Source organism: Anaerofilum hominis (assembly GCF_014287275.1).
GTDB lineage: Bacteria > Bacillota > Clostridia > Oscillospirales > Ruminococcaceae > Pygmaiobacter > Pygmaiobacter hominis.
In genome coordinates, this window is sequence record NZ_JACONZ010000005.1 from 16,558 (window position 1) to 37,123 (window position 20,566).

19 protein-coding genes and 1 pseudogene are annotated in these 20,566 nt (G+C 63.1%); 4 read left to right on the plus strand and 16 right to left on the minus strand.

What is annotated here, in order from left to right:
• Window positions 1-17: 17 nt before the first annotated feature.
• The 7 genes from hisB to H8S23_RS12285 form a co-directional block, all read right to left on the minus strand.
• Window positions 18-605 carry an imidazoleglycerol-phosphate dehydratase HisB gene (hisB, locus tag H8S23_RS12255; protein WP_186888645.1) on the minus strand — a complete coding sequence of 196 codons (588 nt, stop codon included), beginning with the start codon at window positions 603-605 and terminating at the stop codon, window positions 18-20.
• Complete coding sequence (hisC, locus tag H8S23_RS12260) at window positions 602-1,675, minus strand: histidinol-phosphate transaminase (RefSeq protein ID WP_186888646.1); 1,074 nt, start codon at window positions 1,673-1,675, stop codon at window positions 602-604. Before hisC ends, hisB begins: the two co-directional genes overlap by 4 nt.
• A 177-nt stretch (window positions 1,676-1,852) precedes the next feature.
• A complete protein-coding gene (gene hisD, locus H8S23_RS12265; RefSeq protein ID WP_186888647.1) occupies window positions 1,853-3,139 on the minus strand; it encodes a histidinol dehydrogenase in 1,287 nt (428 codons plus the stop codon).
• Window positions 3,136-3,768 (minus strand): ATP phosphoribosyltransferase, encoded by a 633-nt coding sequence (gene hisG, locus H8S23_RS12270; RefSeq protein ID WP_186888648.1) that lies wholly within the window; start codon window positions 3,766-3,768, stop codon window positions 3,136-3,138. The genes hisD and hisG overlap by 4 nt, the downstream gene beginning before the upstream one ends.
• Complete coding sequence (locus H8S23_RS12275) at window positions 3,753-4,910, minus strand: ATP phosphoribosyltransferase regulatory subunit (protein WP_186888649.1); 1,158 nt, start codon at window positions 4,908-4,910, stop codon at window positions 3,753-3,755. The genes hisG and H8S23_RS12275 overlap by 16 nt, the downstream gene beginning before the upstream one ends.
• A 516-nt stretch (window positions 4,911-5,426) precedes the next feature.
• Entirely contained in the window at window positions 5,427-6,605 is a 1,179-nt protein-coding gene (locus tag H8S23_RS12280) for an AI-2E family transporter (protein ID WP_186888650.1), read from the minus strand.
• A gap of 610 nt (window positions 6,606-7,215) precedes the next feature.
• Window positions 7,216-7,812: a hypothetical protein gene (locus tag H8S23_RS12285; RefSeq protein ID WP_186888651.1), complete on the minus strand. Its 597-nt coding sequence runs from the start codon at window positions 7,810-7,812 to the stop codon at window positions 7,216-7,218.
• A 171-nt stretch (window positions 7,813-7,983) separates the two neighbouring features.
• Here H8S23_RS12285 and H8S23_RS12290 point away from each other — a divergent pair, with 171 nt between their 5' ends.
• From H8S23_RS12290 to gluQRS, 3 genes are all read left to right on the plus strand, one after another.
• Window positions 7,984-8,181, plus strand: coding sequence for a hypothetical protein (locus H8S23_RS12290; protein ID WP_186888652.1), 198 nt, complete (start codon window positions 7,984-7,986; stop codon window positions 8,179-8,181).
• Between the two features lie 345 nt (window positions 8,182-8,526).
• Window positions 8,527-9,300, plus strand: coding sequence for a MerR family transcriptional regulator (locus tag H8S23_RS12295; protein ID WP_186888653.1), 774 nt, complete (start codon window positions 8,527-8,529; stop codon window positions 9,298-9,300).
• A 547-nt stretch (window positions 9,301-9,847) separates the two neighbouring features.
• Window positions 9,848-10,801: a tRNA glutamyl-Q(34) synthetase GluQRS gene (gene gluQRS, locus H8S23_RS12300; RefSeq protein WP_186888654.1), complete on the plus strand. Its 954-nt coding sequence runs from the start codon at window positions 9,848-9,850 to the stop codon at window positions 10,799-10,801.
• A 372-nt stretch (window positions 10,802-11,173) separates the two neighbouring features.
• Here gluQRS and H8S23_RS12305 read toward each other — a convergent pair whose 3' ends face one another.
• Window positions 11,174-12,577, minus strand: coding sequence for an MATE family efflux transporter (locus H8S23_RS12305; RefSeq protein WP_186888655.1), 1,404 nt, complete (start codon window positions 12,575-12,577; stop codon window positions 11,174-11,176).
• A 403-nt stretch (window positions 12,578-12,980) separates the two neighbouring features.
• On the opposite strand from H8S23_RS12305, the gene H8S23_RS12310 reads away from it, so the two are divergent.
• Window positions 12,981-13,853 carry an AraC family transcriptional regulator gene (locus H8S23_RS12310; protein WP_186888656.1) on the plus strand — a complete coding sequence of 291 codons (873 nt, stop codon included), beginning with the start codon at window positions 12,981-12,983 and terminating at the stop codon, window positions 13,851-13,853.
• A gap of 264 nt (window positions 13,854-14,117) precedes the next feature.
• On the opposite strand, the gene H8S23_RS12315 is transcribed toward H8S23_RS12310, so the two are convergent.
• The 8 genes and pseudogenes from H8S23_RS12315 to H8S23_RS12350 all read right to left on the minus strand — a co-directional run bounded on the left by H8S23_RS12315 (window position 14,118) and on the right by H8S23_RS12350 (window position 20,509).
• Window positions 14,118-14,468, minus strand: coding sequence for a thioredoxin family protein (locus H8S23_RS12315; RefSeq protein WP_186888657.1), 351 nt, complete (start codon window positions 14,466-14,468; stop codon window positions 14,118-14,120).
• Window positions 14,469-14,489: 21 nt separating this feature from the next.
• Window positions 14,490-15,488, minus strand: a complete 999-nt coding sequence (locus H8S23_RS12320) for a permease (RefSeq protein ID WP_186888658.1) — start codon at window positions 15,486-15,488, stop codon at window positions 14,490-14,492.
• The gene (locus H8S23_RS12325; protein ID WP_479771549.1) at window positions 15,485-15,796 is read right to left on the minus strand and encodes an ArsR/SmtB family transcription factor; all 312 of its coding nucleotides are present in this window, start codon (window positions 15,794-15,796) and stop codon (window positions 15,485-15,487) included. Before H8S23_RS12325 ends, H8S23_RS12320 begins: the two co-directional genes overlap by 4 nt.
• A 303-nt stretch (window positions 15,797-16,099) precedes the next feature.
• Window positions 16,100-17,965, minus strand: coding sequence for a flavodoxin (locus H8S23_RS12330; protein ID WP_186888659.1), 1,866 nt, complete (start codon window positions 17,963-17,965; stop codon window positions 16,100-16,102).
• Window positions 17,962-18,522, minus strand: coding sequence for a flavodoxin family protein (locus H8S23_RS12335; RefSeq protein WP_186888660.1), 561 nt, complete (start codon window positions 18,520-18,522; stop codon window positions 17,962-17,964). Before H8S23_RS12335 ends, H8S23_RS12330 begins: the two co-directional genes overlap by 4 nt.
• Window positions 18,519-19,073, minus strand: a complete 555-nt coding sequence (locus H8S23_RS12340) for a DapH/DapD/GlmU-related protein (protein ID WP_186888661.1) — start codon at window positions 19,071-19,073, stop codon at window positions 18,519-18,521. Before H8S23_RS12340 ends, H8S23_RS12335 begins: the two co-directional genes overlap by 4 nt.
• Before the next feature lie 15 nt (window positions 19,074-19,088).
• Window positions 19,089-20,264, minus strand: a pseudogene (locus tag H8S23_RS12345) (iron-containing alcohol dehydrogenase).
• Complete coding sequence (locus tag H8S23_RS12350; RefSeq protein ID WP_186888662.1) at window positions 20,261-20,509, minus strand: hypothetical protein; 249 nt, start codon at window positions 20,507-20,509, stop codon at window positions 20,261-20,263. The pseudogene H8S23_RS12345 and the gene H8S23_RS12350 overlap by 4 nt, the downstream one beginning before the upstream one ends.
• Between the last annotated feature and the right edge of the window lie 57 nt (window positions 20,510-20,566).

Here is a 20,566-nt window from a genome sequence, read left to right on the forward strand (position 1 = left end):
CCGCGGCGGCAGCTCCGTCACAGGACGCCCTTGGTGCTGGGCAGCTCGTCCGGGTGCCGCGGGTCGGGCGCCGCAGCGGCGGCCAGCGCGCGGCCAAAGCCCTTGAACGCCGCCTCCAGAATGTGATGGGTATTGCTGCCCGCCAGCTGCTTCAGATGCAGCGTGACCTGCGCGCCGCGGCAAAACCCGAGAAAAAACTCCTCCGCCAGCTCGGTGTCGAAATCCCCCACCCTGGGCGAGGGCAGTTCCAGCCCGCAGCAGCACATGGTGCGCCCCGACAGGTCGATCGCGGTCAGCACCAGCGCCTCGTCCATGGGCAGCAGAAAGCTGCCGTACCGGGCGATCCCCCGCTTGTCCCCCAGCGCCTGCCGCAGCGCCTCGCCCAGCACGATGCCGATATCCTCCACCGTGTGGTGATAGTCCACCCGGGTGTCGCCCCGGCATTTCACCCGCAGGCCAAAACCGCCGTGCTTGGCAAACAGGTCCAGCATATGGTCCAAAAAGCCGCAGCCGGTGTCGTTCTCGTAGGCGCTGTCCCCCTCCAGCGCCAGCTCCAGCCGGATGTCGGTCTCCGCCGTTTTTCTCTCGATACGCGCCCGCCTCATGCGCCCGCCTCCCTCAAAATTTCCGCCGTTTTTTGCAAAAACGCATCCATCTCCTCATCGCTGCCGATCGAGATGCGCAGGTAGTCCCGGATCAGCGGCTCGTCCCAGCGGCGGGTCAGGACGCCGCGCGCCCGCAGGGCGGTGAAGAGCGCCTCGCCACTGATGCCCGCGGGCTTTGCAAAGACAAAATTCGCTTTGCTCTCCAGCACGGTGAAACCCAGCGCGCGCAGCGCGCCGGTCACCCTCCGGCGGGTGGCGCAGACCTTTTCCGTGCAGGCGCAAAAATAGGCCTCGTCCTCCATCGCCGCCGTCCCCGCCAGGATCGCCAGCCGGTCCAGATTGTAGGGGTTGAAGCTGAATTTCATCTGCTGCAGATCCCCGATCAGCCCGGGGCTGCCCAGCGCGAAGCCCACCCGCATGCCCGCCAGGCTGCGGGATTTGGAAAAGGTCTGCACGATCAGCAGGTTGTCATGCTCCCCCAGCAGCGGCACCGCGCTCTCGCCGCCGAAATCCACATAGGCCTCGTCGACCAGCACCACGCTGTCCGGGTTGGAGCGGGCGATCTCCCCGATCGTCCGCCGCCCCAGCGCCAGGCCGGTGGGCGCGTTGGGGTTGGCGATCACCACGTTTTTGCCGCAGCCGATGTAATCCGCGGGGTCGATGGTAAAGTCCTCCCGCAGCGGCACGGCCTCGAACTCCACCCCAAACAGCCGCGCAAAGACCGGGTAAAACCCATAGCTCAGCGCCGGGAAGCGAAAGGCTTTTCCCCCGCTGCCGAAAGCCAGAAAGGCAAAGGCCAGCACCTCGTCGCTGCCGTTGCCCACAAAGACCTGCCGCCCGTCCACGCCGTACCGCCGCGCGATGGCCGCCGTCAGCGGCCGGGCGTCCGGGTCGGAGTAGAGGCGCAGTTTTTCCACCTCTTCTGCCGTGATGGCCGCCGTCACCCGCGGCGACGGCGGAAACGGGCTCTCGTTGGTGTTCAGCTTGATGTAACGCTGTCCCCCCTGCGGCTGCTCGCCCGGCACATAGGGCCGGGCGGACCTGAATCTCTCGCTCAAAAAACGGCTCAATCCCCATTCCTCCCGCTGCGCCCGGCGCATACCGCCGGGCGGCTCTTTTCCGGCCCGCAGGCCCTGATCTTCCACAAAAAAGCTTCGCCCGGGCCGCGGCCAAAATCCCTTTCCGCAGCCGCCGCAGCCCGTGCCGGCGCGCTTCCCTTTCCGGCGCGCGGTGGCCTTTGGGGCCGCTCAGACCTGTTTTTCCTCAAATCGGATCGCCACGCTGCGCCCGTGGGCGGCCAGTCCCTCTCTCTGCGCAAACTCGATCACGCGGTCCGCCACCTGCCCCAGCGCCTCGCGGCTGTAGTAGAGAAAACTGCTGCGCTTGACAAAGTCGTCCACCCCCAGGGGGCTGGAAAAACGGGCCGTGCCGCCGGTGGGCAGGGTGTGGTTCGGGCCGGCAAAATAATCGCCCAGCGCCTCCGGCACACAGCGCCCCAAAAAGATGCTCCCCGCGTTTTTCACGCTGGGCAGCAGGGCAAAGGGGTCCTCGACCGCCAGTTCCAGATGCTCGGGCGCAATGGCGTTGGCGATCTCCACCGCCTCGGCGATGGAATCCGTGAGGATGATCCTGCCGCCCGCGGCAAGGCTGGCCCGGGCGATCTCCTGCCGCGGCAGAAGCGCCGCCTGCCGCTTCAGCTCCACCGCCACCGCCTCCGCCAGCGGCCTGCTGTCGGTGACCAGCACGGCGCTGGCCAGCCTGTCGTGCTCCGCCTGGCTGAGCAGGTCGGCGGCCACCCATGCCGGATCGCAGCCGCCGTCCGCCACCACCAGGATCTCGCTGGGCCCGGCGACCATGTCGATATCCACCAGACCAAAGACCCTGCGCTTGGCCGTGGCGACAAAGATGTTGCCCGGGCCCACGATCTTGTCCACCCGGGGCACGCTTTCGGTGCCGTAGGCCAGCGCGGCCACCGCGCCCGCGCCCCCGATCTTGAAGATGCGGTCCACCCCCGCGATCTTTGCCGCCGCCAAAATGGCCGGGTCCACGCTGCCGTCCGCCCCGGGCGGGGTGGCCATCACGATCTCTTTCACCCCGGCCAGCTTTGCCGGCACCACATCCATCAGCACCGTGCTGGGGTAACTGGCGGTGCCGCCGGGCACATATACCCCCACCCGCTCGATGGGGGTGTACCGCTGCCCCAGCACCACGCCCGGCTGCTCGGCCATCACAAAGTTCTGCCGGACCTGCTTTTCATGAAAAGCCGCGATGTTCTGCCGCGCCAGGGCCAGCGTCTCCCGGAACCGGGCGTCCACCGCCTCCCAGCCGGCCTGTAGCTCTTCCGCCGTCACCTCCAGCTCCTCCAGCCGCGCCCCGTCAAACTGCAGCGCGTATTCCCGCAGGGCCTTATCGCCGAAAAGGCGCACGTTTTCCAGTATTTTGTCCACTGTCTGCGAGACGTCCTCCGCCTTTTCCGCATCCCGGCTGAGGATGTCTTTCAGCTCCATATCCTTTGCCGCCACGATCTCGATCATCCGCCGATCACCCCGTTCAATTTTTTTGTCATCTCCGTGATGACGCCGTTTTTAAATTTAAAGGCCGATTTGTTGGCGATAAACCGCGCGCTGATCTCCATGAACTCGGTCAGCACGGCCAGGTCGTTCTCGCGGATGGTGCTGCCGCTCTCCACGATATCCACGATCACGTCGGACAGCCCCAGCAGCGGGGCCAGCTCGATGCTGCCCCCCAGCCGGATCACCTCGATATCCCGGTTCAGCCCCGCATAATAGCGCTTTGCGATGTTTTCAAATTTGGTCGCCACCCGCAGCGTGCGGCCGGTGTCCTCCACATAGCCGCGCTTTGCCGCCACCGCCATGCGGCATCTGCCGAGGCCCAGGTCCAGCAGCTCGTAGACGTCGGGGCGCGCATCCTCCAGAATGTCTTTGCCCACAATGCCCACATCCGCAGCGCCGTGCTCCACGTAGATGGTCACGTCCCCCGGCTTGACCAGCAGGTACCGCACCCCCGCCGCCGGGTTTTCAAACACCAGCCTGCGGTTGTCCTCATAGATGCTGCGGCAGTCATATCCCACGCGTTCCAGCAGCCGGTAGACCTGGTCGCCCAGCCGCCCCTTGGGCAGCGCGATATTCAGCAGCTCTCCCATGCCGCGCAGCCCCCTTTCCCGCTCTCTTCCAGCGCGCCGTCGGCGTCCAGACGGGCCTGACGCGCCCAGCGCAGCCGGCCCGCATCCTCGTCCTGCGGCAGCGCCCGCACCCGCAGCCCCTGCCGCACTGCCGCATCCACCGCTTTTGCCAGCTGGGCGGCGCCGGTCTGGGGCCCGTAGCGGATCAGCAGGTCGATCTCCGCCGCCGGCCGTCCGCCGGGCAGCCGCGCGATCTCGGACAGATCCAGCGCAAACCCGATGCCGCCGCCCGCCTTGCCGAATTTTTTCAGGATGTTGTCGTATCTGCCGCCGGTCAGCACCGCCCGGGGCAGCCCTTTCAGATAGCCGCGCAGCAGCAGCCCGTTGTAGTACCCGGTCCCGTTCACCAGAGAAAGATCAAGCTGCTGCTTTTCCCCGCAGCCCACCGCGGAAACGGCGGCGCAGACGTCCTCCAGCTCGGCCAGCGCCCCCGCCATCTCCGGCCCGCGGCAGAGCGCCCGCGCGCGGTCCAGCGCCTCGGGGGCCGGGCCGTAAAGCCCCGCCAGCCCGGCCAGCGCCGCGCCGTCCCGTCCGTTCAGCCCCGCTTCGGCTGCTGCGGCCTGCAGGGCGGGGCCGTTTTTCTGCCCCAGCGCCGCCAGCGCGCGGCTGCGCGGCCCATCCCGCAGCCCCAGCGCGTCCAGCAGCGCGGCGGTAAAGCGCATATGCCCGATCTCCAGCAGATAGTCGCCCCCCACCTCCGCCAGGCTCCTGGCCGCCAGCACCGCCACCTCGGCCATGGCGCAGCGGTCCATCCTGCCGATATACTCCACCCCCATCTGGCTGATCTCCTTGAAAGTGTGGCTCTCGGCGCTGGGCCGGTAGACGTTTTCCACATAATAAAGCTTTTCCGCCGTTGCGGGCCGCGCCGCCGCGTGGCGCACGATGCTCAGCGTCACGTCCGGCTTGAGGGCCAGCAGCCGGCCGTCCAGATCGGTAAACGCAATGACGTTTTCGCTGGGCAAAAAGCTCTTGTTGTCCATATAAAGGCTGTATTCCTCAAACTGACCCATCCGGTATTTGCGGTACCCGTACTGCTCAAACAGGCCCCGCAGCGCCAGGCTGGCCCGCTCTGCGGGGGCGAGCACGCCGGTATCACAGGACATGGGATCCCTCCTCGCCGTTTTTGCTTTTGCTTTATTATAGTAGTGTGATAGTGTGATAAATTAATAAAGCAATTGTAACACACACGGCGCCGGATTTCCACCGTTTTTTTGCCGGTTTGCAGCCCCTGTGAAAAGTTTTTTTCGTGCGGAACCACAAAAGCGAGGCCCAAATGAGAAAACAGGACGGCAAAAGGACAGCGGGAGGCGCATTGCAGGGCCATCCTCCGCGCAGCCCGCACCCGGGAGGCGAGCGGCCGGGCAAGCCGGGCAGGAGGCCTGCGGGCGAAAGCGGCGCGCTTCCAAAACCAGCCGGCAGGCCCGGCGGGAAACGGCCCGCGCCCGGGCGGCAGGCGCAAAAAAGGGGACGGGCCGGAGGTTCTCTCCGGCCCGTCCCCGGGCAAAGCCGAAACCGGATGGACCCGGGTCCGGACAGGGAACTCTATCCGCAAAAAAACACTGTGCGGCCGCTTTTCCCCTCTGTCTGAAAAACGGCGGGCGCGGCAAACGGCTCCCATTTTATTTCTCTTTCCGCTCTTCCCCGGCATAGCGGTCGGCCGGCACCTCGCGCCGCAGCAGCCGGCGCTCGGTGTTCTCCCGCGCCAGCGCGTAGATCACCGAGGCGGCGGGCACCATGATCAGCATGCCCAGCACGCCCATGGTGCTGCCGCCCAGCGTGACCGCCACCATCACCCACATGGCGGGCAGCCCGATGGAACTGCCCACCACCCGCGGGTAGATGAGGTTGCCCTCGATCTGCTGCAGCACCAGGAACAGCAGCACAAACCACAGCGCCTGGATGGGGCTGACCACCAGAATCAGGAAAGCCCCCACAAAGCAGCCGATGAACGCGCCGAACATGGGGATCAGGGCCGTAACCGCCACCAGTACCGCCACCAGCATCGCGTAGGGGAAGCGCAGCAGCGTCATGCTGACAAAGAACATCAGCCCCAGGATCATAGCTTCCAGACACTGCCCGGTCAAAAATTTGGAAAAGGTGCGTTCGGTCATCGAGGCCACATAGATCACCCGGTCAGCCCGGGGCACCGGCAGCCAGGCGTACAGCATCCGCCGGGCCTGCACGGCCAGATGCTCTTTGCGGAACAGGATGTAGACAGCAAAGATAAAGCCCATGAAAAAATTGAACACACCGTTGAAAACAGACGTCGCAATACTAAAAGTTGACCCCAGAATAGAGGTCGCCCCGCTCTGCAAAAAGCCCATCGCCGACTCGGCGATGCTTTTCCAATCCAGCTCCAGCGACTGCACCAGATCCTGCAGCTGGGGCAGCCAGGCCTCCAGCAGTTTTGCCTGCTCCTGCACCCGCTGTAAAAAGGCGGGCATCTGTTTGCCCAGCATCGCAAAGGTCTTGCCCATCTCGGGGATGACGATGAACGAGATCAGCGCCGCGCCGCCCAGCAGCAGTGCCAGCGTCAGCGCAAAGCTGGACATGCGCGCCGCGCCCGCAGCCCGGCCGCCCCGGGCCCGCGCTTTGCGGAACAGCCCGCGCTCCAGCGCGCGCATGGGCACGTTCAGGATAAACGCGATCACCAGCCCGATCAAAAACGGGGCCAGCATGCCCACCAGCGTCCCCAGCAGCCGGAACACGATCTTGTTGTTGTTGAGGCACCAGGCAAACAGGATCAGCCCCGCTAACCCAAGGCCGGCGCGCTGTAATGTCTTTTTGTCCAATTTCATTTTTCCCTCCAAGAGAGCCTGCTGGCGGTTTTGCCGCGCTGCCGCAGGCTTGTCCCCTATTTTACCGCATTTCTCCTCTATGTACAATCAGTGTCCCAGATCACAAAAAAATTTTACCCGCCCTTTCCCGGACAGCTCCTGAGGGAGGGATAAAACGCACAGCGGCTTTCGGCGCGGCAAAAAACGGCGCAGTTCCCGCACCCGGGGCAAAACGCGCCGCAGCGGAGCGGAAAACGCTTGCGGCGGAGACCGCACCGGCTGAAGATTCCTTGCTGCGCCTATCGCCCAGCGGAGAGGAATCTTTCAAAGCTTGCCTGTGGCAAACTTGCGGCATCGGCCGCTGAGTTTAAGGTTCCTTGCTGCACTTATCGCCCAGCGGGAGAGAAATCTTTCAAAGTTTGCCTGTGGCAAACTTGCGGCATCGGCCGCCGGGTTTCAGGTTCCTTGCTGCGCCTATCGCCCAGCGGGAGAGAAATCTTTCAAAGTTTGCCTGTGGCAAACTTGCGGCATCGGCCGCTGAGTTTCAGGTTCCTTGCTGCGCTTATCGCCCAGCGGGAGAAAAATCTTTCAAAGTTTGCCATCGGCAAACTTGCGGCATCGGCCGCTGGACTTAAGGTTCCTTGCTGTGTTTCTCGCCGATGCGGGCCCGCAGCCGACGCGCTTCGTGAAAGAGAGCCGGGTCAAGAAACTGCCACCGCTCTTCCCGTACCAGCTCCCGCGCCAATCGGTACAGGGCGGCTGGGTCATGCGGTTCTTCGGGCAGCTTTTTCCAGAGCGGCCCCGGCACCGTAGCGGCATACCAATCCCATACCTGCGGCCCGGCCCCGCAGCAGCGCAAAACAGCAAAGCTGTTTTCCCCCTCCCTCAGCAGCGAAGCGAACAGTTCCGGGTCAAAGGGGCCGTCCCGCTGCATGCCGCTGCCCCACTCGCCATTGGCGCAATAAAAATGGGCGCTGCAATGGACACAGCTCTTGAGGTCGGCCTTTCGCGCCGCGGGGTTTTCCACACTGCGCAGGGCTGCCCAATCATTGAGGGCCAGACTGGGCCGGCGCAGCAGACCGCGCACATAAAGGCCAAGGTGAGCGGGATACTCGAATTTGCGGCGCAGCCAATCCAGCGCAGCGCCCATCTCCGGAAAGATCTGTTTTGCGCACACCTCATCACTGACGTCATAAAGCAGGGCCTGAATGGGGACTCTGATCCTCATCAAAACATCGCCTCTGTAAAAATTTTTGTTTTATGATTTCATTTAGATATCATAACGAAATAATAATATCATTTTGACTCTATATTTTCCAGCTGTATTTTTATAGGATAATGTCAGAAAGATATAAAAATATTAAAAAGCTATCATTATGATATTAAATGGGGTCATCCTATGGGGAACATCAAAAACGACAAAATTCAAACCACACTGCGGCTCAATGCGGCGGTCTATGCCAAAATGGTCTATATTTCCAAGGTTTCCCGCCGGTCTTTTACCGGGCAGGTAGAGCTGCTGTGCGCTGCCTGCATCAAAAAATTTGAGGCGGAAAACGGGCCGATCCCCGAAAGTGAAACGCAATCGGAACCATAAAGTTTTAAAAACCTCTTTAAGATTCTCCAGGCTTCCCCACAAAATGGGGAAGCTTTTTTCGTCATGAAGAGACCGGGTCTGGGGCGCAGGAGGCGCAGCGGCCATGCACGGGAGCAAAAAAGTATTTTCTTCTGGAAACAGCGTCCCCGGCAGCCGTCTTTGCAGAGCACTTTCTAAGATTCCACAGAAATCTTTCCCCGCCCCTTTCGCCCGCGCTGCGGCGAGGACCCTTCGCTGCACCGGCGGCAAAACGTGCCGCGCCGCACCGCAGATCTTTTTTGCAAAACCGCTTGACCTTGACGCTGCGTCATCCCTTATGCTAAGGTCATGGAGGGAGGGACCGCCATGAAAAACGACAGGGAATACACGGTGAAAGCGCTGGCGCAGCTCGCCGGCGTGAGCAGCCGCACGCTGCGGTATTATGACCGCATCGGCCTGCTGCATCCGGCCCGGACCAGCGCGTCCGGCTACCGGCTTTACGGCGCCGCAGAGGTGGACCGGCTGCAGCAGATCCTGTTTTATCGCGAGCTGGAGCTGCCGCTCGCGCAGATCAGGGCGATCCTCTCCTCTCCGGATTTTGACCGCCGCGCGGCGCTGGACAGGCATCTGACGGCGCTCGAGAGCCGCAGGGCCCGCCTGGACCGGCTGATCGAAACGGCCCGCGCCACGCTGGCGGCAGACAAGGAAGGTGTACCGATGACAGACAAAGAAAAATTCGAGGGCTTCAAGCAGGAGCAGCTTGCCCGCAACGAGGCTGCCTACGGCGAAGAGGTCCGGCAGCGCTGGGGGGACGAGGCCATGGACGCTTCCAACCGCAGGTTTGCGGGTCTTTCACAGAAGCAATACGACGCGATGCAGGCCCTGGCGGAAGAGATCCTCTCCCGGCTGGACGCTGCGGTCGCGGCCGGGGCCGACCCCGCCGGGGAGGAGGGGCGCGCCATCGCCCGGCTGCACCGGGAATGGCTGGGCTATACCTGGCCCTCCTACTCGGCCCCCGCCCATTTGGGGCTTGTGCAGATGTACGTGGCAGACGAGCGCTTTACGGCCTATTACGACGCCCGCCGCCCCGGCTGCGCAGCCTTTTTGCGGGATGCGGTCACGGCACTGCTGCAGGGCTGAGCCCGGCCGCAGGACCGCCCGCCCCGCGCCGGCCGCCGGCTGAACGGACGGCCTGCGCGTGCTCCGCGGGAGCTTTTTCCCGGTCCATGTACTGCACAGTACCGGGCCGTTTGGGCGGCCGCATATCCGGCAGAGGGCTTTCGGCGGCGGGCCTCCCCAGGCACGGCGCCGGGTCTCCCCTCTGCGCCGCACAGCGGGGGGCACAGGTCTCCTGCCCGCGCGGCCGGCGTTTCCGTGCCCGCGGCAGCCTCTGCCGGAAAACCGCTCGGCCCGCTTTTTGCCGCTGAAGTTTGGGAGCTCCCCCGCCGGGGGTCTCCTGCAAAAAATACGAAAAGGGCGATCCCGGCGGGATCGCCCTTTCCGCATCCATCCCCTCTGCAAAAATGTTTCCCCGTGCTCCGGCGGGACCGGGCGGCTGCCTCCCCTCCTGCCGCGCGGCCCGATTTCCGGGCAGCGTTTTCTCTTTGCCGGAAAGCATTGGAAAACCGCCGCCGCTCTATTATAATAGATAACATACAAAGGCGGTCTGCCAAACGGAGGTGCCCGGATGGAAGAAAAAGTGGTGGGGCGGTTTGCCCCCAGCCCCAGCGGACGGCTGCATCTGGGCAATCTTTTCTGCTCCCTGCTGGCCTGGCTCTCGGTCAAAAGCCGGGGCGGCAGAGTGGTGCTGCGCATCGAAGACCTGGACCGCGCGCGCACGACCCGCGCTTTTGCCGATCAGCTGGAGCGGGATCTCGAATTCCTCGGCCTCTTCTGGGACGAGGGCGGCAGCGGCGGCGGCCCCCACGCGTCCTATTATCAGAGCGACCGCTCGCCGCTGTATGAACAGTGCCTTGCCGCCCTGGAGGCGCAGGGTCTGGTCTACCCCTGTTTCTGCAGCCGCGCCCAGCTCCACGCCGCTCAGGCCCCTCATGCCGCCGACGGCGAACCCATCTACACAGGGCGCTGCCGCGGCCTCTCCGCCGCTGAGGTGCGCCGGCGGGCCCTCGCCCGTTCTCCCGCGCTGCGGCTGAAAGTGCCGGACGAGACCGTCGGCCTCATCGACGGCCACTACGGCCCTTTCTCTCAAAATCTGGCGCGCGATTGCGGCGACTTTATCCTCCGCCGGTCGGACGGCGTCTTTGCCTATCAGCTGGCGGTCGTGGCCGACGACGCCGCCATGGGGGTGACCGAGGTGGTGCGCGGCAGGGACCTGCTGGCCTCTGCGCCGCGCCAGATCTATCTGTACCGGCTGCTGGGCGCCCGGCCCCCGGCTTTCTGCCACGCCCCGCTGCTGCTTGCGCCGGACGGCCGCCGCCTGTCAAAAAGAGACGCCGATCTGGGTCTGGACGCCCTGCGGGCGCAGGGCCTGTCCGCCGCCGACATCACCGGCCGCCTCGCGTTTGCCGCGGGCCTGCTGGACAGGCCGCAGCCCGCTTCTCCCGAGCAGCTTCTTCCGCTTTTTTCCTGGGACAAGGTCCCGACGCGGGATATCCCGCTGCCCGCACAGCTGTTCAGATAAATTGTTTACTCTTTGTATTTTTTGGAGAATTTATTTTTGTATTCTCCCGCGGGGCGGTCTGTCCGGCGGCCCGCCCGCGCCAAAACCGGCAGAAAAAGCCGCCCGCCGAAGCGGCGCTCCCGACCCACGGCGGGAGCCAGGCGCGGCGCCCTGTGGAAGAAAGCGGACGGCGCGTCCGCCTTTTCTCGGCTCCCCCCGGCGGCGTCTATCCCGGGGACGCGGCGCTTTTCCGCGTTCCGCCCGCTTTCCAGCGCGCGGCCGCGGGCCCGGTGAGACCCGCTCTTACAGCAAAAAAGACCGGCGGGGCGCTTGCCCGCCGGTCTTTCCATTCCAGGACAAAAGACTTTCCGCCGCCCGGCGGGCCGCTTTTTTTCACTGCGTTTCCCCGCCGCCCGCTTCTTTCACGCCCCCTGATTTTCGAATGCAGCGTTTCAGCCAGCCCCCGCGCAGGTAATAGGCGACAAACAGCACGCTGGTGGCCGCCCAGCTCAGAGGATAGCTGATGAGCACGGTGGAGAGTTCCCGCCGGAAAGGCAGGACCGAGAAGATCCACACCAGCCGCAGCAGGCAGACGCCGCCCGCCACCAGCAGCATGGGCGGCAGCGCCTCCCCGCAGCCGCGGATGGCCCCGGCCAAGATCTCGATGCACACATAGGTGATGTTGAACGGCACCACGGTATAGACGATCTGCCGCCCGACCTGCAGCACCGCCGCATCGCCGCTGAAGATGCGCAGCAGCGGCAGCGCAAACAGGCAGTAGGCGGCGCTGATGACCACGGCCGTGCCCGCGGACATTCCCAGGCAGATCCTCACGCTTTTTTTGACCCGGTCGTATCGCCGCGCGCCGAAATTCTGGCCCGCAAAGGTCGTGATGGCAATGCCGTAAGCGCCCATGATCATCCAGAAAAAGCCGTCCACCTTGCCGTGCGCGGTCCAGGCCGCCATGGTGTCGGTCCCAAAGGAGTTGATGCAGGTCTGGATGATGATGTTGGAGATGGAGTACATGTTGGACTGCAGCCCTGCGGGCACCCCCACCCGCAGCACCCCGGCCAGCATGCTCTTGGTAAACCGCAGCCGGGCCGGTTCAAACCGATAGCAGGCCGCGGTTTTGGAGAGGGAGAGCAGCGTCAGCACGGCGCTGAGAGCCTGTGACAGGATCGTCGCCAGCGCCGCCCCAAACACCCCCAGCCCCATGCCCGCCACCAGGATCAGGTCCAGCAGGATATTGGTCAGACAGGCGGCGATCAAAAAGTAAAGCGGCCGTTTGGTGTCCCCCACCGCCCGCAGCACGCCGGAACCCATATTGTAGAGAAACGAGGGCACGACCCCCAGCAGGATGGTGCGCAGATAGGTCATGGCATAGGGCAGCACGTCCGCCGGGGTCCCCATGGCCAGCAGCGCGGGCCGCGCCGCCAGCAGGGACAGCACCGTCAGGCCCAGCCCCGCCGACAGCGCCAGCGCCAGCGAGGTGTGCACCGCCTGCCCCACCTCTTTATGCCGCCCCGCCCCGTAGAGCTGGGCCACAAGCACCGTCGTGCCGGAGGAAAGCCCCACAAACAGGTTGACGATAAAATTGATCAGGGTCCCGGTGGCCCCGCCCACAGCCGCCAGGGCCTGCTTTCCCACAAACTGCCCCACGATCATGGCGTCCGCCGTATTGTACAGCTGCTGAAAAAAGGTCCCGAACAGGATGGGAAAGAAAAAGGCGAGCAGCTGCCGCCAGATGACCCCCTCCGTGATATTGACGCCCGCCGCGCCGGTCCTTTGTCCGCCCATATCGATGCCTCCGCTTCTCCCTCGCCGGCGGCCCAAAGGCGGGCGCGCCCGGCGCTTTCGCCCGGCCGGGATAAAAGGGCCCTCCCCGGCGCAGCGCTGTTTTCGCCTTTGATCCGATCCGTTAGGAGTATAGCACAACGGCGCGGACAAGTCATTCCCTCCCGGGAAAAATTTTCCGCGCCAGCCGTCCCGCCCGCTTTTCTGCCGCCCCCTCCCTCCGGCGTCTGCGCGCTGCGCGCTGCACCCGCCGCGGCAGCGCAGAAAAGCGGCCTCTCTCTTTTTTCGCTCCGCTTTTGCGAGGCGCCCGCCGCCGGAAAGTGATAGAATGAGATCAGACAAAAACGGACAGGCCCCGGGCGCGCGCCGGGACCCCCCGCTTTGTTCAAAAAGGAGTTGATGCGCAATGGAATGGCTCGACCAATGGAATCGCGCCCTGGATCTTCTCGAAGAGCATCTCGACCGAAAGCCGGACCTCGAAGCCGCAGCCCGCGCCGCGGGCTGCTCCTCTTACCACTTTCAGAGGATGTTTTCCTATCTGGCCGGCATCCCGCTCTCAGAATATCTGCGCCGCAGGCGGATGACCCTGGCCGCAGCGGACTTGCTGGCGGGGCGCAGCGTGACGGATACCGCGCTGCGCTACGGGTATGAGTCCCCCACCGCCTTTAACCGCGCGTTCCAGAGCGTGCACGGGGTCTCCCCCTCCGCCGCCGGGCGCGGGGACGCGGCGCTGCGCGCCTTTCCGCGGATCAGCTTTCAGATCACCATCAAAGGAGAGGTCGCTATGGAATACCGTATCGTGCGCCGGGAGGCGTTCCGCATCGTGGGGCTCAAAGAGCCGCTGGAGAAAGAACTGGAGAAAAATTTTGAGGCAGTGCCCCACCTGTGGGAGCGGGTCGCCGCCACCGGGGCGCTGGAAAAGCTGGCCGCCCGCATGGACACCGAGCCAAAGGGCATCCTGGGCGTGAGCGCCTGCAGCGGCGGCGACGACTGGGCCTATTACATCTCGGTGGCCAGCACCCTGCCCCTGCCGCAGGACCTGCCCGGCGTCTGCGAGTACACGGTGCCCGCCTGCACCTGGGCAGTCTTTTTCGGCACCGGCCCCATGCCGGGCGCCATCACCGACCTGGAAAAGCGCGCGGTCACCGAGTGGCTGCCCTCGTCGGGTTACGAATACGCGGACGCCCCGGACGTCGAGGTCTATCTCTCGCCCGACCCGGCGAACGCGGTCTTTGAGGTCTGGCTCCCGGTGCGCAAAAAAGAAAACGCGTCCCTTTGACCGGGCCCGGCGCTGACGGTCTGCGCGGGGAGGCCCGTTCCCCCTCCGGGCCGGCTCCCGGAGAGGTCAAAAAACTTCTCCCAGCGCGCGCCCGCTGCGCCGCGGCCCTCCGCCGGCGGGCGGGGGCGAGCAACGATAAAACCGGCGGCCCCTGGGGGCCGCCGGTTTTATCGTTGTCCCGCAGCAGCGGCGTTTGCAGTAAAGGGCGGCAGAGCGGTGGTCTCAAGGGCCGGGAAAGCGGCTCTTGGTCTATCCGTCCCCGCGTCAGCCCCGCATCTCCTGTAAGATCTTCACCACTTCCTCCGTTTTCAGCACTTTTCCGCAGGACGCCACTTTTCCGTCTACCACCAGCGCCGGGGTGGTCATCACGCCATAAGCGGCGATCTGCGCGAAATCCGTCACATGGTCAACGGCCTCTTCCATGCCGAGCTGGGCAAGGGCCCGGCGGGCGGCGGCTTCCAGCTGATCACATTTTGCACAGCCCGAGCCGAGTATTTTTACACGCGCACCCCCTGCCCCGGCGGTTTCCGCCCTCTCCGCCGATGCGGGGGTGCTGCTTCCTCCACAGCGGCAGGGGGCCGTTTTTTCCTGTTTTTTCTTTCCAAACAAAGCCATTGTAAAACGCTCCTTTCCCGATCATAGAATAAACGCCTGGATCCCATTAAAGAAATATCCCACCAAAATGATGCCCACGGCGCAGATGCCGATGAACAGGCCCAGCAGCTTCGGCTTGACAGCCTTTTTCAGCATGATCAAAGAGGGCAGGCTCAGCGTGGTCACCGCCATCATAAAAGACAGGATGGTGCCCAGCTGCGCCCCCTTAAAAAGCAGGGCCTCCGCGACGGGAATGGCGCCGAAAATATCGGCGTACATGGGGATGCCCACCAGCGTGGCGAGAACGACGCCAAAGGGATTGCCGCTGCCCAAAGCGCTCTCGACCCAGTGCTCGGGGATCCAGTTGTGGATCAGCGCGCCGATGCCGACCCCCACAAGGATATAGGGAAACACCTTTTTGAATGTAGAGAGCATCTGCTCCTTGGCATAGATCAGCCGGTCCTTTTTCGTCAGATCAGGCGCTTCCATGTCCACACGGGCCGCTGTGAGAACAAAATTTTCCACATACTGTTCCATCTGCAGCTTCTCGATGACGGTGCCGCCCGCCACCGCGATGACCAGCCCCATCGCCACATAGATCATTGCGACCTTTGACCCGAAAATGCTCATCAGCAGCACCAGACTCCCCAGATCCACCATGGGGGAGGAGATCAAAAACGAAAACGTCACCCCCAGCGGCAGCCCCGCGCTGGTAAAGCCGATGAAAAGCGGGATAGATGAGCAGGAGCAAAACGGCGTTACGGTGCCCAGCAAAGCCGCGATACAGTTGGCCCAAAACCCGTGGAACCGCCCCAGGATCTTTTTGCTCCGCTCCGGCGGGAAGTAGCTCTGGAGATAGCTGATAAAAAAGATCAGGCCGCAGAGCAGCAGCGTGATCTTCACCGTGTCATAAAGAAAAAACTGGATGCTGCCGCCCATGCGGCTGCCCGTGTCCAGCCCCAGCGCGGAAAGTCCTCTGCCGATCAGCTCACTCAGCCATTTCATCCCGAGGACCTGGTCTTGAACAAAATCCCAGATCATCGGCAGCACCCCCCGCCCCCGGGCGCGCAGGCAAGCCCGTCGATAAACTGCTTGAATGCCGCCAGCGTTTCACCACTCAAGGAGTAATGGCTCCACTTGCCCTCTTTCCGCATCCTTACCAAACCGCACTCACAGAGAATTTTCATGTGATGGGAAAGGGTCGGCTGCGTGATCTCAAAGTGTTCCAGCAGCCTGCAGGCGCACTTCTCGCCGTCCGCCAGCATCTGCACGATCTGCAGGCGGTTGGCATCCCCCAGCGCCCTGCAGAGCAGCGCCACGTCGATCGTGTTCATATCCTCACCTCGCATTGATGATCATCTATGTATTATGATACAAAACATATCGATAAATGTCAATATGAAATCAAACTTTCCGCAGAGGATGTCCTCTTCACGGTCTCATCCAGCGGGGCGGTCGCGCGCCGGACGCAAAAAGCACCCCGCCGGCCAAGAAGCCTCGCCGTCAGGCGGGGTTCCGCGCCAAATGGGGCGTTCTGCGCTGCCGCTGCCGCGCGAAATCGCTATTTGCCTCTGAACCATCCGTCCGCTCCCTTTTTTATCCCCGATCTCGGAACAGGCCTGGACCGGCAAAAAGATGTATGGGGATGCACGTCAGTACCAATCGTGTTTTTCATTGCGATCAAGGGCATTGATCCGCGCCATCTCCGCTTCGGTCAGTTCAAAATCATAGAGCTCCGTATTCTCCTGAATATGGTCGGGGTTGCTGGAGCCCGGGATCACCACCACCCCTTTTTGGAGATTCCAGCGGAGGATGACCTGAGCGGAGGATTTGCCGTGGGCCGCAGCGATGCCGGAGATGACCTCGTCCCCCAGCAGCTCGGCGGTGTGGCCTCTGCCGCCGAGGGGATACCAGCCCTGCACCACGATGCCCAGGCTTTGGATATAGGGGATCACGTCGTTTTCCTGGTAGTAGGGGTGTATCTCATTCTGCACCAGGGCCGGGGTGATATCCACCCGGGGCAGAAATGCCTCCAGCTCCTCCACATACCAGTTGGACAGGCCGATAGAGCGGAGCTTTCCCTCAGCCACCGCCCGCTCCATGGCCTGATAAGCGGCCACATCGCCCTCGCCCGGATGGTGCAGCAGCATCATGTCGATGTAATCCAGTCCCATGCTCTCCAGCGCCTGGTCGATAGCCGCTTCCGCATTGGCAAATTGGCTTGGGTAGAGTTTAGTGATGACGAAAATGTCCTCTCTGGGGATGCCGGACTCCCGCACTGCGCGCCCAACCTCCGCCTCGTTGTGGTACATATAGGCGGTATCGATAAGCCGGACGCCCCGCTCCAGCGCCGCGGACACGGAGTGAAAACAGGTTTCGCCGGTCAGAGAGTAAGTCCCCAGGCCGTTGATGGGCATGGCATAGCCGCTGTTGAGCATGACGGTCCTCGTCTCGAAGTCGAATGTCCCGATGCCCGTTGCGGCGGTCGTCCGGGGCAGCTCCAGTCCGTCGATCCAGTCCGTGATCGTCTCCCGGCTGGTTCCGCCGGGGAACCGCCTGCCGGAGCGCCAGTCTGCTCCGGGCGCCAGGGCGTGGAGGTTGGTATCGCTGGAGCCGATGCCGCTGCTGTGGGAGGTACAGAACGGCACGATGGTCTTGCCGGAAAAATCATAGCTCTCTAAAAATGTACAGATGATTTTGGGCGCCTGGCCGTGCCAGATAGGGTAGCCCAGAAGAACCACATTGTAATCCCCCATGTTCTCCACACTCCCTGAAATCGTGGGGCGGGCGGAAGGATCGGACTGTTCCCGGTTGGCCCGGCTGGAACCGTTGGTATAGTTTAAATCATCGGCGGTATAGAGAACCTCCGGCACGATCTCATAGAGGTCGGCGTCCAGGGAATTGGCCGCGTATTCGGCAAGGGGCCGGGTGGTGCCGGTAGCCGAGAAATAGGCCACCAGCATTTTATTTTCCCCATTGGAATCGGGGATGTTTTCTGATGTCTGCATTCGGAAGGTCACCTCCGCAGTTCCGTTTCCCACAGCCTCGGCCAATCCGGCCGGGTCGGCGATCCGCCCCAGCCGGGTATAGGCGTAAGCGCTGTCAAAGCTCTCATAAAACAGTACCAGGCAGTTTGAGCCGTACAGCATCAGGTCTCCGGCCTGAATGGTTCCCGGCTGTTCCGGGTCGGTGGGGAGGTCCTGCGGGAGATCGTAATATTTTTCGTTGCCGTTCAGCTCCTCCATGGTCACAGTGAGAGGCAGCCGCGCCGCCAGCGCGCGGACGGCGGCGTTCTCCTCCAATACGGCAGTAAAGTCCTTACCACCCACCGAGATTTGGAGCGCATTCCCGTGCGGAGTTTCATTGGCGGCGTCTGCAGATGCCTCTGCAATGCTGGAAGAATAGCCGTCCTCCAAAGCGGTGGAGGATTCGAATCGATTTTCCGCCGTGCAGGCCGACAGTGTCAGCAGAGTCAGCGTGCAGAGTGCCAGCGCCAGGGACAAAAATCGTCTTCTCATGAGCCGCCTCCCGTTCCTAAGCTCCGTCCCATCTGGGCTGCCTGCTCCAAAAGATCGGGACGGGCTTGGATCGCGCCGGGCGCGTCCGCGCCCGTGCCCCGTACCACACCGGAGAGGTGGGCCCGCTCAAAGCAGGAGATCCAGCCCTCCAACCCCTTTACCGCACCGTCCATAGCGCCCTCATCCTCATCCGCCGCCGTCGCCAGCAGGTAAATATTCCGGAAGGCGTACTCCGCCGGGAACAAGGGATTGGTGCGGTCGAGCAGGGTCTTCATCTGGCCGCTCATTTCATAGAAGTAGATGGGGGTGGCGAAGACCAGCACGTCGGCACGGCGTATCTTCTCCAGAATGTCCCCCATATTGTCATGGATGACGCAGCGTTTTGTTGTTTGGCAGGCCAGGCATCCCCGGCAAAACTCGATGTTCTTATCATACAAGCAGATTTTTTCCGTCTCATGCCCCGCCTTTGCCGCTCCTGCCAGGAAAGCATCGGCCAGAAGCTCTGAGTTTCCGCCCCGCCGGGGGCTGGTGGACAGGGCCAGAATTCTCTTTTTCATTCTGCTGCCTCCGTTTCGATTCGTTTGAGGACCCGGGCGGGTACGCCGCCCACCACCACGTTCGGCGGCACGTCCTTCGTTACTACCGCCCCTGCGGCCACGATGGCTCCGTCCCCGATGGTGACCCCGGGGACCACGGCGGCATTGGCCCCGATCCAGACATTTTTACCCAGAACGATGGGACCCGGGTGGAGGATGTGGCGCTTGGCCGGGTCCTCATCGTGGTTGAGGGTGGCCAGCACCACGTTGTGGCCGATGAGAGCGCCGTCCCCCAGGACGATGCCGCCCTGGTCCTGGAATCGGCAGCCGGTGTTGATGAAGACGTTTTTGCCCACCGTGATGTTCTGGCCGTAGTCGGTGTAGAAGGGCGGGAATAGGCAAAAGGTCTCATCCACCGGCTGGTCGATGAGCTGAAAGAACAGCTCCCGCACCCGCTCTGGGGTGTGGTAAGCTCCGTTCAGTTCCATGGTCAGGCGGAGCGCCCGCTGGCTGGCGGCGCGCATGACTCCCGGGTCTTTGAGTCCGGTCGTGATCTGGTCATCAGGCTTCATTGCAGGATCTCCTCATCAGCGGTAGGACTTGCGGAAAATCTCCGCGCAGTCCTTGTCGGTCATCTCGCAGGGGTTGGCGGCGAACAGGCCGCCCTGCATGGAGCGGGCCCCCTTGGCCAAGGTCATGGCTTCCTCCGGCACAAAGCCGTAGTCACTCATCTTCAGATCGGCCACGCCACAATCCTGCTGCAGTTTCGTCAGGGCGGTGATGAAGTCCTCCGGCCTGTCGGCGGTGGGAATACCCATAACCCGCGCCATTTTGACAAATTGTCCGTCGCAGGCGCGGCGCTCGATGAAGAACTGGGCAAACGCCCTGGAGATCATGATAAGGCCCGCGCCGTGCGGCAGCTCGTGGTGATAGGCGCTCATGGCGTGTTCCATGGAGTGCTAGGCGGTGGTGCTGGTGAGCTGCATGGTCATCCCCGCCAGGGTGCTGCCGTAGGCCACATGCTCCCGGGCCTCCAGATCGTTTCCGTCCTTGACCGCCCGGGGCAGATATTGGGCGATGTGCCCGATGGCGGAGAGGGCCAGCGTCTCGCTCAGGAGATTGACGCCCTTGCTCATCATGACCTCTGTATTGTGGAACAGGGCGTCGAAGCCCTGATAAGCGGTATACTTAGGCGGCACAGTGCGCATCAGCTCCGGGTCCACCACCGCCAGCACCGGGGTCAGAGAGGGGTGCCCGCCGAAGCCGATCTTCTCGCGGGTGTCCGGGTTAGAGATAACGCCCCAGAAGTTGATCTCTGAGCCAGTTCCGGCGGTGAGGGTGACGGTGACGATGGGCAGGCCAGGATTTGCCAGGGGCAGCCCCTTGCCGGTGCCGCCCTGCACATAGTCCCACAGGTCGCCGGGGTTGGCGGCCATGGCGGAGATGGCGACGGAGGCGTCCAGCACTGCGCCGCCGCCCACGGCCAGGATGAAGTCGCAGCCGTTGTCCCTGGCAAAGGCCGCCCCCTCCATAACGATGCTCTTGAGGGGGTTCTCCATGATTTTTGCGAACTCGGCCCACGCCACGCCCGCCTCCCTGAGTTGGGCGGTCACCTTGCCATAGGCGCCGCTGACCTGGGCGGACTTGCCGCCGGACAGCAGCAGCAGCGCCTTTTTACCCGGCAGCGTTTGCTGGCTCAGCGCGGCGATGCTGCCGCTGCCGAAGATCAGATGAGTGGGGTTGTGAAAATCAAATTGGATCATTGAGATTCCTCCTGACGCTGTTCTTTTTCTGTTTGATAGACAAGGTAGTCCAGGCAGTCTATCTGTTTTTGATTTCGGTGGACCGCATCCAGCAGGGCTTTCCGATGACCGGCGAGCAGCCGGAGCAGTTCGGACGTTTTCCCGTTTTGGGATAGAGCAATACACTGCTGGACTGTCTCCCGGCCGCAGCCCGCGTCCATCAGATTCTGATAGAGGATGCCTTGGATGTCTAACGCTTCCGCCATGGTACCACCTCCCGCTGTCCTGAGTATAAGGCCACCATCCAGAAATATCAAATATTT

What these genes read in the sequence shown, in the direction of transcription:
- hisB (WP_186888645.1), bottom strand. Translation starts at nt 605, where the DNA reads ATGAGGCGGGCGCGTATCGAGAGAAAAACGGCGGAGACCGACATCCGG.
- hisD (WP_186888647.1), bottom strand. Translation starts at nt 3,139, where the DNA reads ATGATCGAGATCGTGGCGGCAAAGGATATGGAGCTGAAAGACATCCTC.
- hisG (WP_186888648.1), bottom strand. Translation starts at nt 3,768, where the DNA reads ATGGGAGAGCTGCTGAATATCGCGCTGCCCAAGGGGCGGCTGGGCGAC.
- H8S23_RS12275 (WP_186888649.1), bottom strand. Translation starts at nt 4,910, where the DNA reads ATGTCCTGTGATACCGGCGTGCTCGCCCCCGCAGAGCGGGCCAGCCTG.
- H8S23_RS12280 (WP_186888650.1), bottom strand. Translation starts at nt 6,605, where the DNA reads ATGAAATTGGACAAAAAGACATTACAGCGCGCCGGCCTTGGGTTAGCG.
- H8S23_RS12285 (WP_186888651.1), bottom strand. Translation starts at nt 7,812, where the DNA reads ATGAGGATCAGAGTCCCCATTCAGGCCCTGCTTTATGACGTCAGTGAT.
- H8S23_RS12290 (WP_186888652.1), top strand. Translation starts at nt 7,984, where the DNA reads ATGGGGAACATCAAAAACGACAAAATTCAAACCACACTGCGGCTCAAT.
- H8S23_RS12295 (WP_186888653.1), top strand. Translation starts at nt 8,527, where the DNA reads ATGAAAAACGACAGGGAATACACGGTGAAAGCGCTGGCGCAGCTCGCC.
- gluQRS (WP_186888654.1), top strand. Translation starts at nt 9,848, where the DNA reads ATGGAAGAAAAAGTGGTGGGGCGGTTTGCCCCCAGCCCCAGCGGACGG.
- H8S23_RS12305 (WP_186888655.1), bottom strand. Translation starts at nt 12,577, where the DNA reads ATGGGCGGACAAAGGACCGGCGCGGCGGGCGTCAATATCACGGAGGGG.
- H8S23_RS12310 (WP_186888656.1), top strand. Translation starts at nt 12,981, where the DNA reads ATGGAATGGCTCGACCAATGGAATCGCGCCCTGGATCTTCTCGAAGAG.
- H8S23_RS12315 (WP_186888657.1), bottom strand. Translation starts at nt 14,468, where the DNA reads ATGGCTTTGTTTGGAAAGAAAAAACAGGAAAAAACGGCCCCCTGCCGC.
- H8S23_RS12320 (WP_186888658.1), bottom strand. Translation starts at nt 15,488, where the DNA reads ATGATCTGGGATTTTGTTCAAGACCAGGTCCTCGGGATGAAATGGCTG.
- H8S23_RS12325 (WP_479771549.1), bottom strand. Translation starts at nt 15,796, where the DNA reads ATGCGAGGTGAGGATATGAACACGATCGACGTGGCGCTGCTCTGCAGG.
- H8S23_RS12330 (WP_186888659.1), bottom strand. Translation starts at nt 17,965, where the DNA reads ATGAGAAGACGATTTTTGTCCCTGGCGCTGGCACTCTGCACGCTGACT.
- H8S23_RS12335 (WP_186888660.1), bottom strand. Translation starts at nt 18,522, where the DNA reads ATGAAAAAGAGAATTCTGGCCCTGTCCACCAGCCCCCGGCGGGGCGGA.
- H8S23_RS12340 (WP_186888661.1), bottom strand. Translation starts at nt 19,073, where the DNA reads ATGAAGCCTGATGACCAGATCACGACCGGACTCAAAGACCCGGGAGTC.
- H8S23_RS12350 (WP_186888662.1), bottom strand. Translation starts at nt 20,509, where the DNA reads ATGGCGGAAGCGTTAGACATCCAAGGCATCCTCTATCAGAATCTGATG.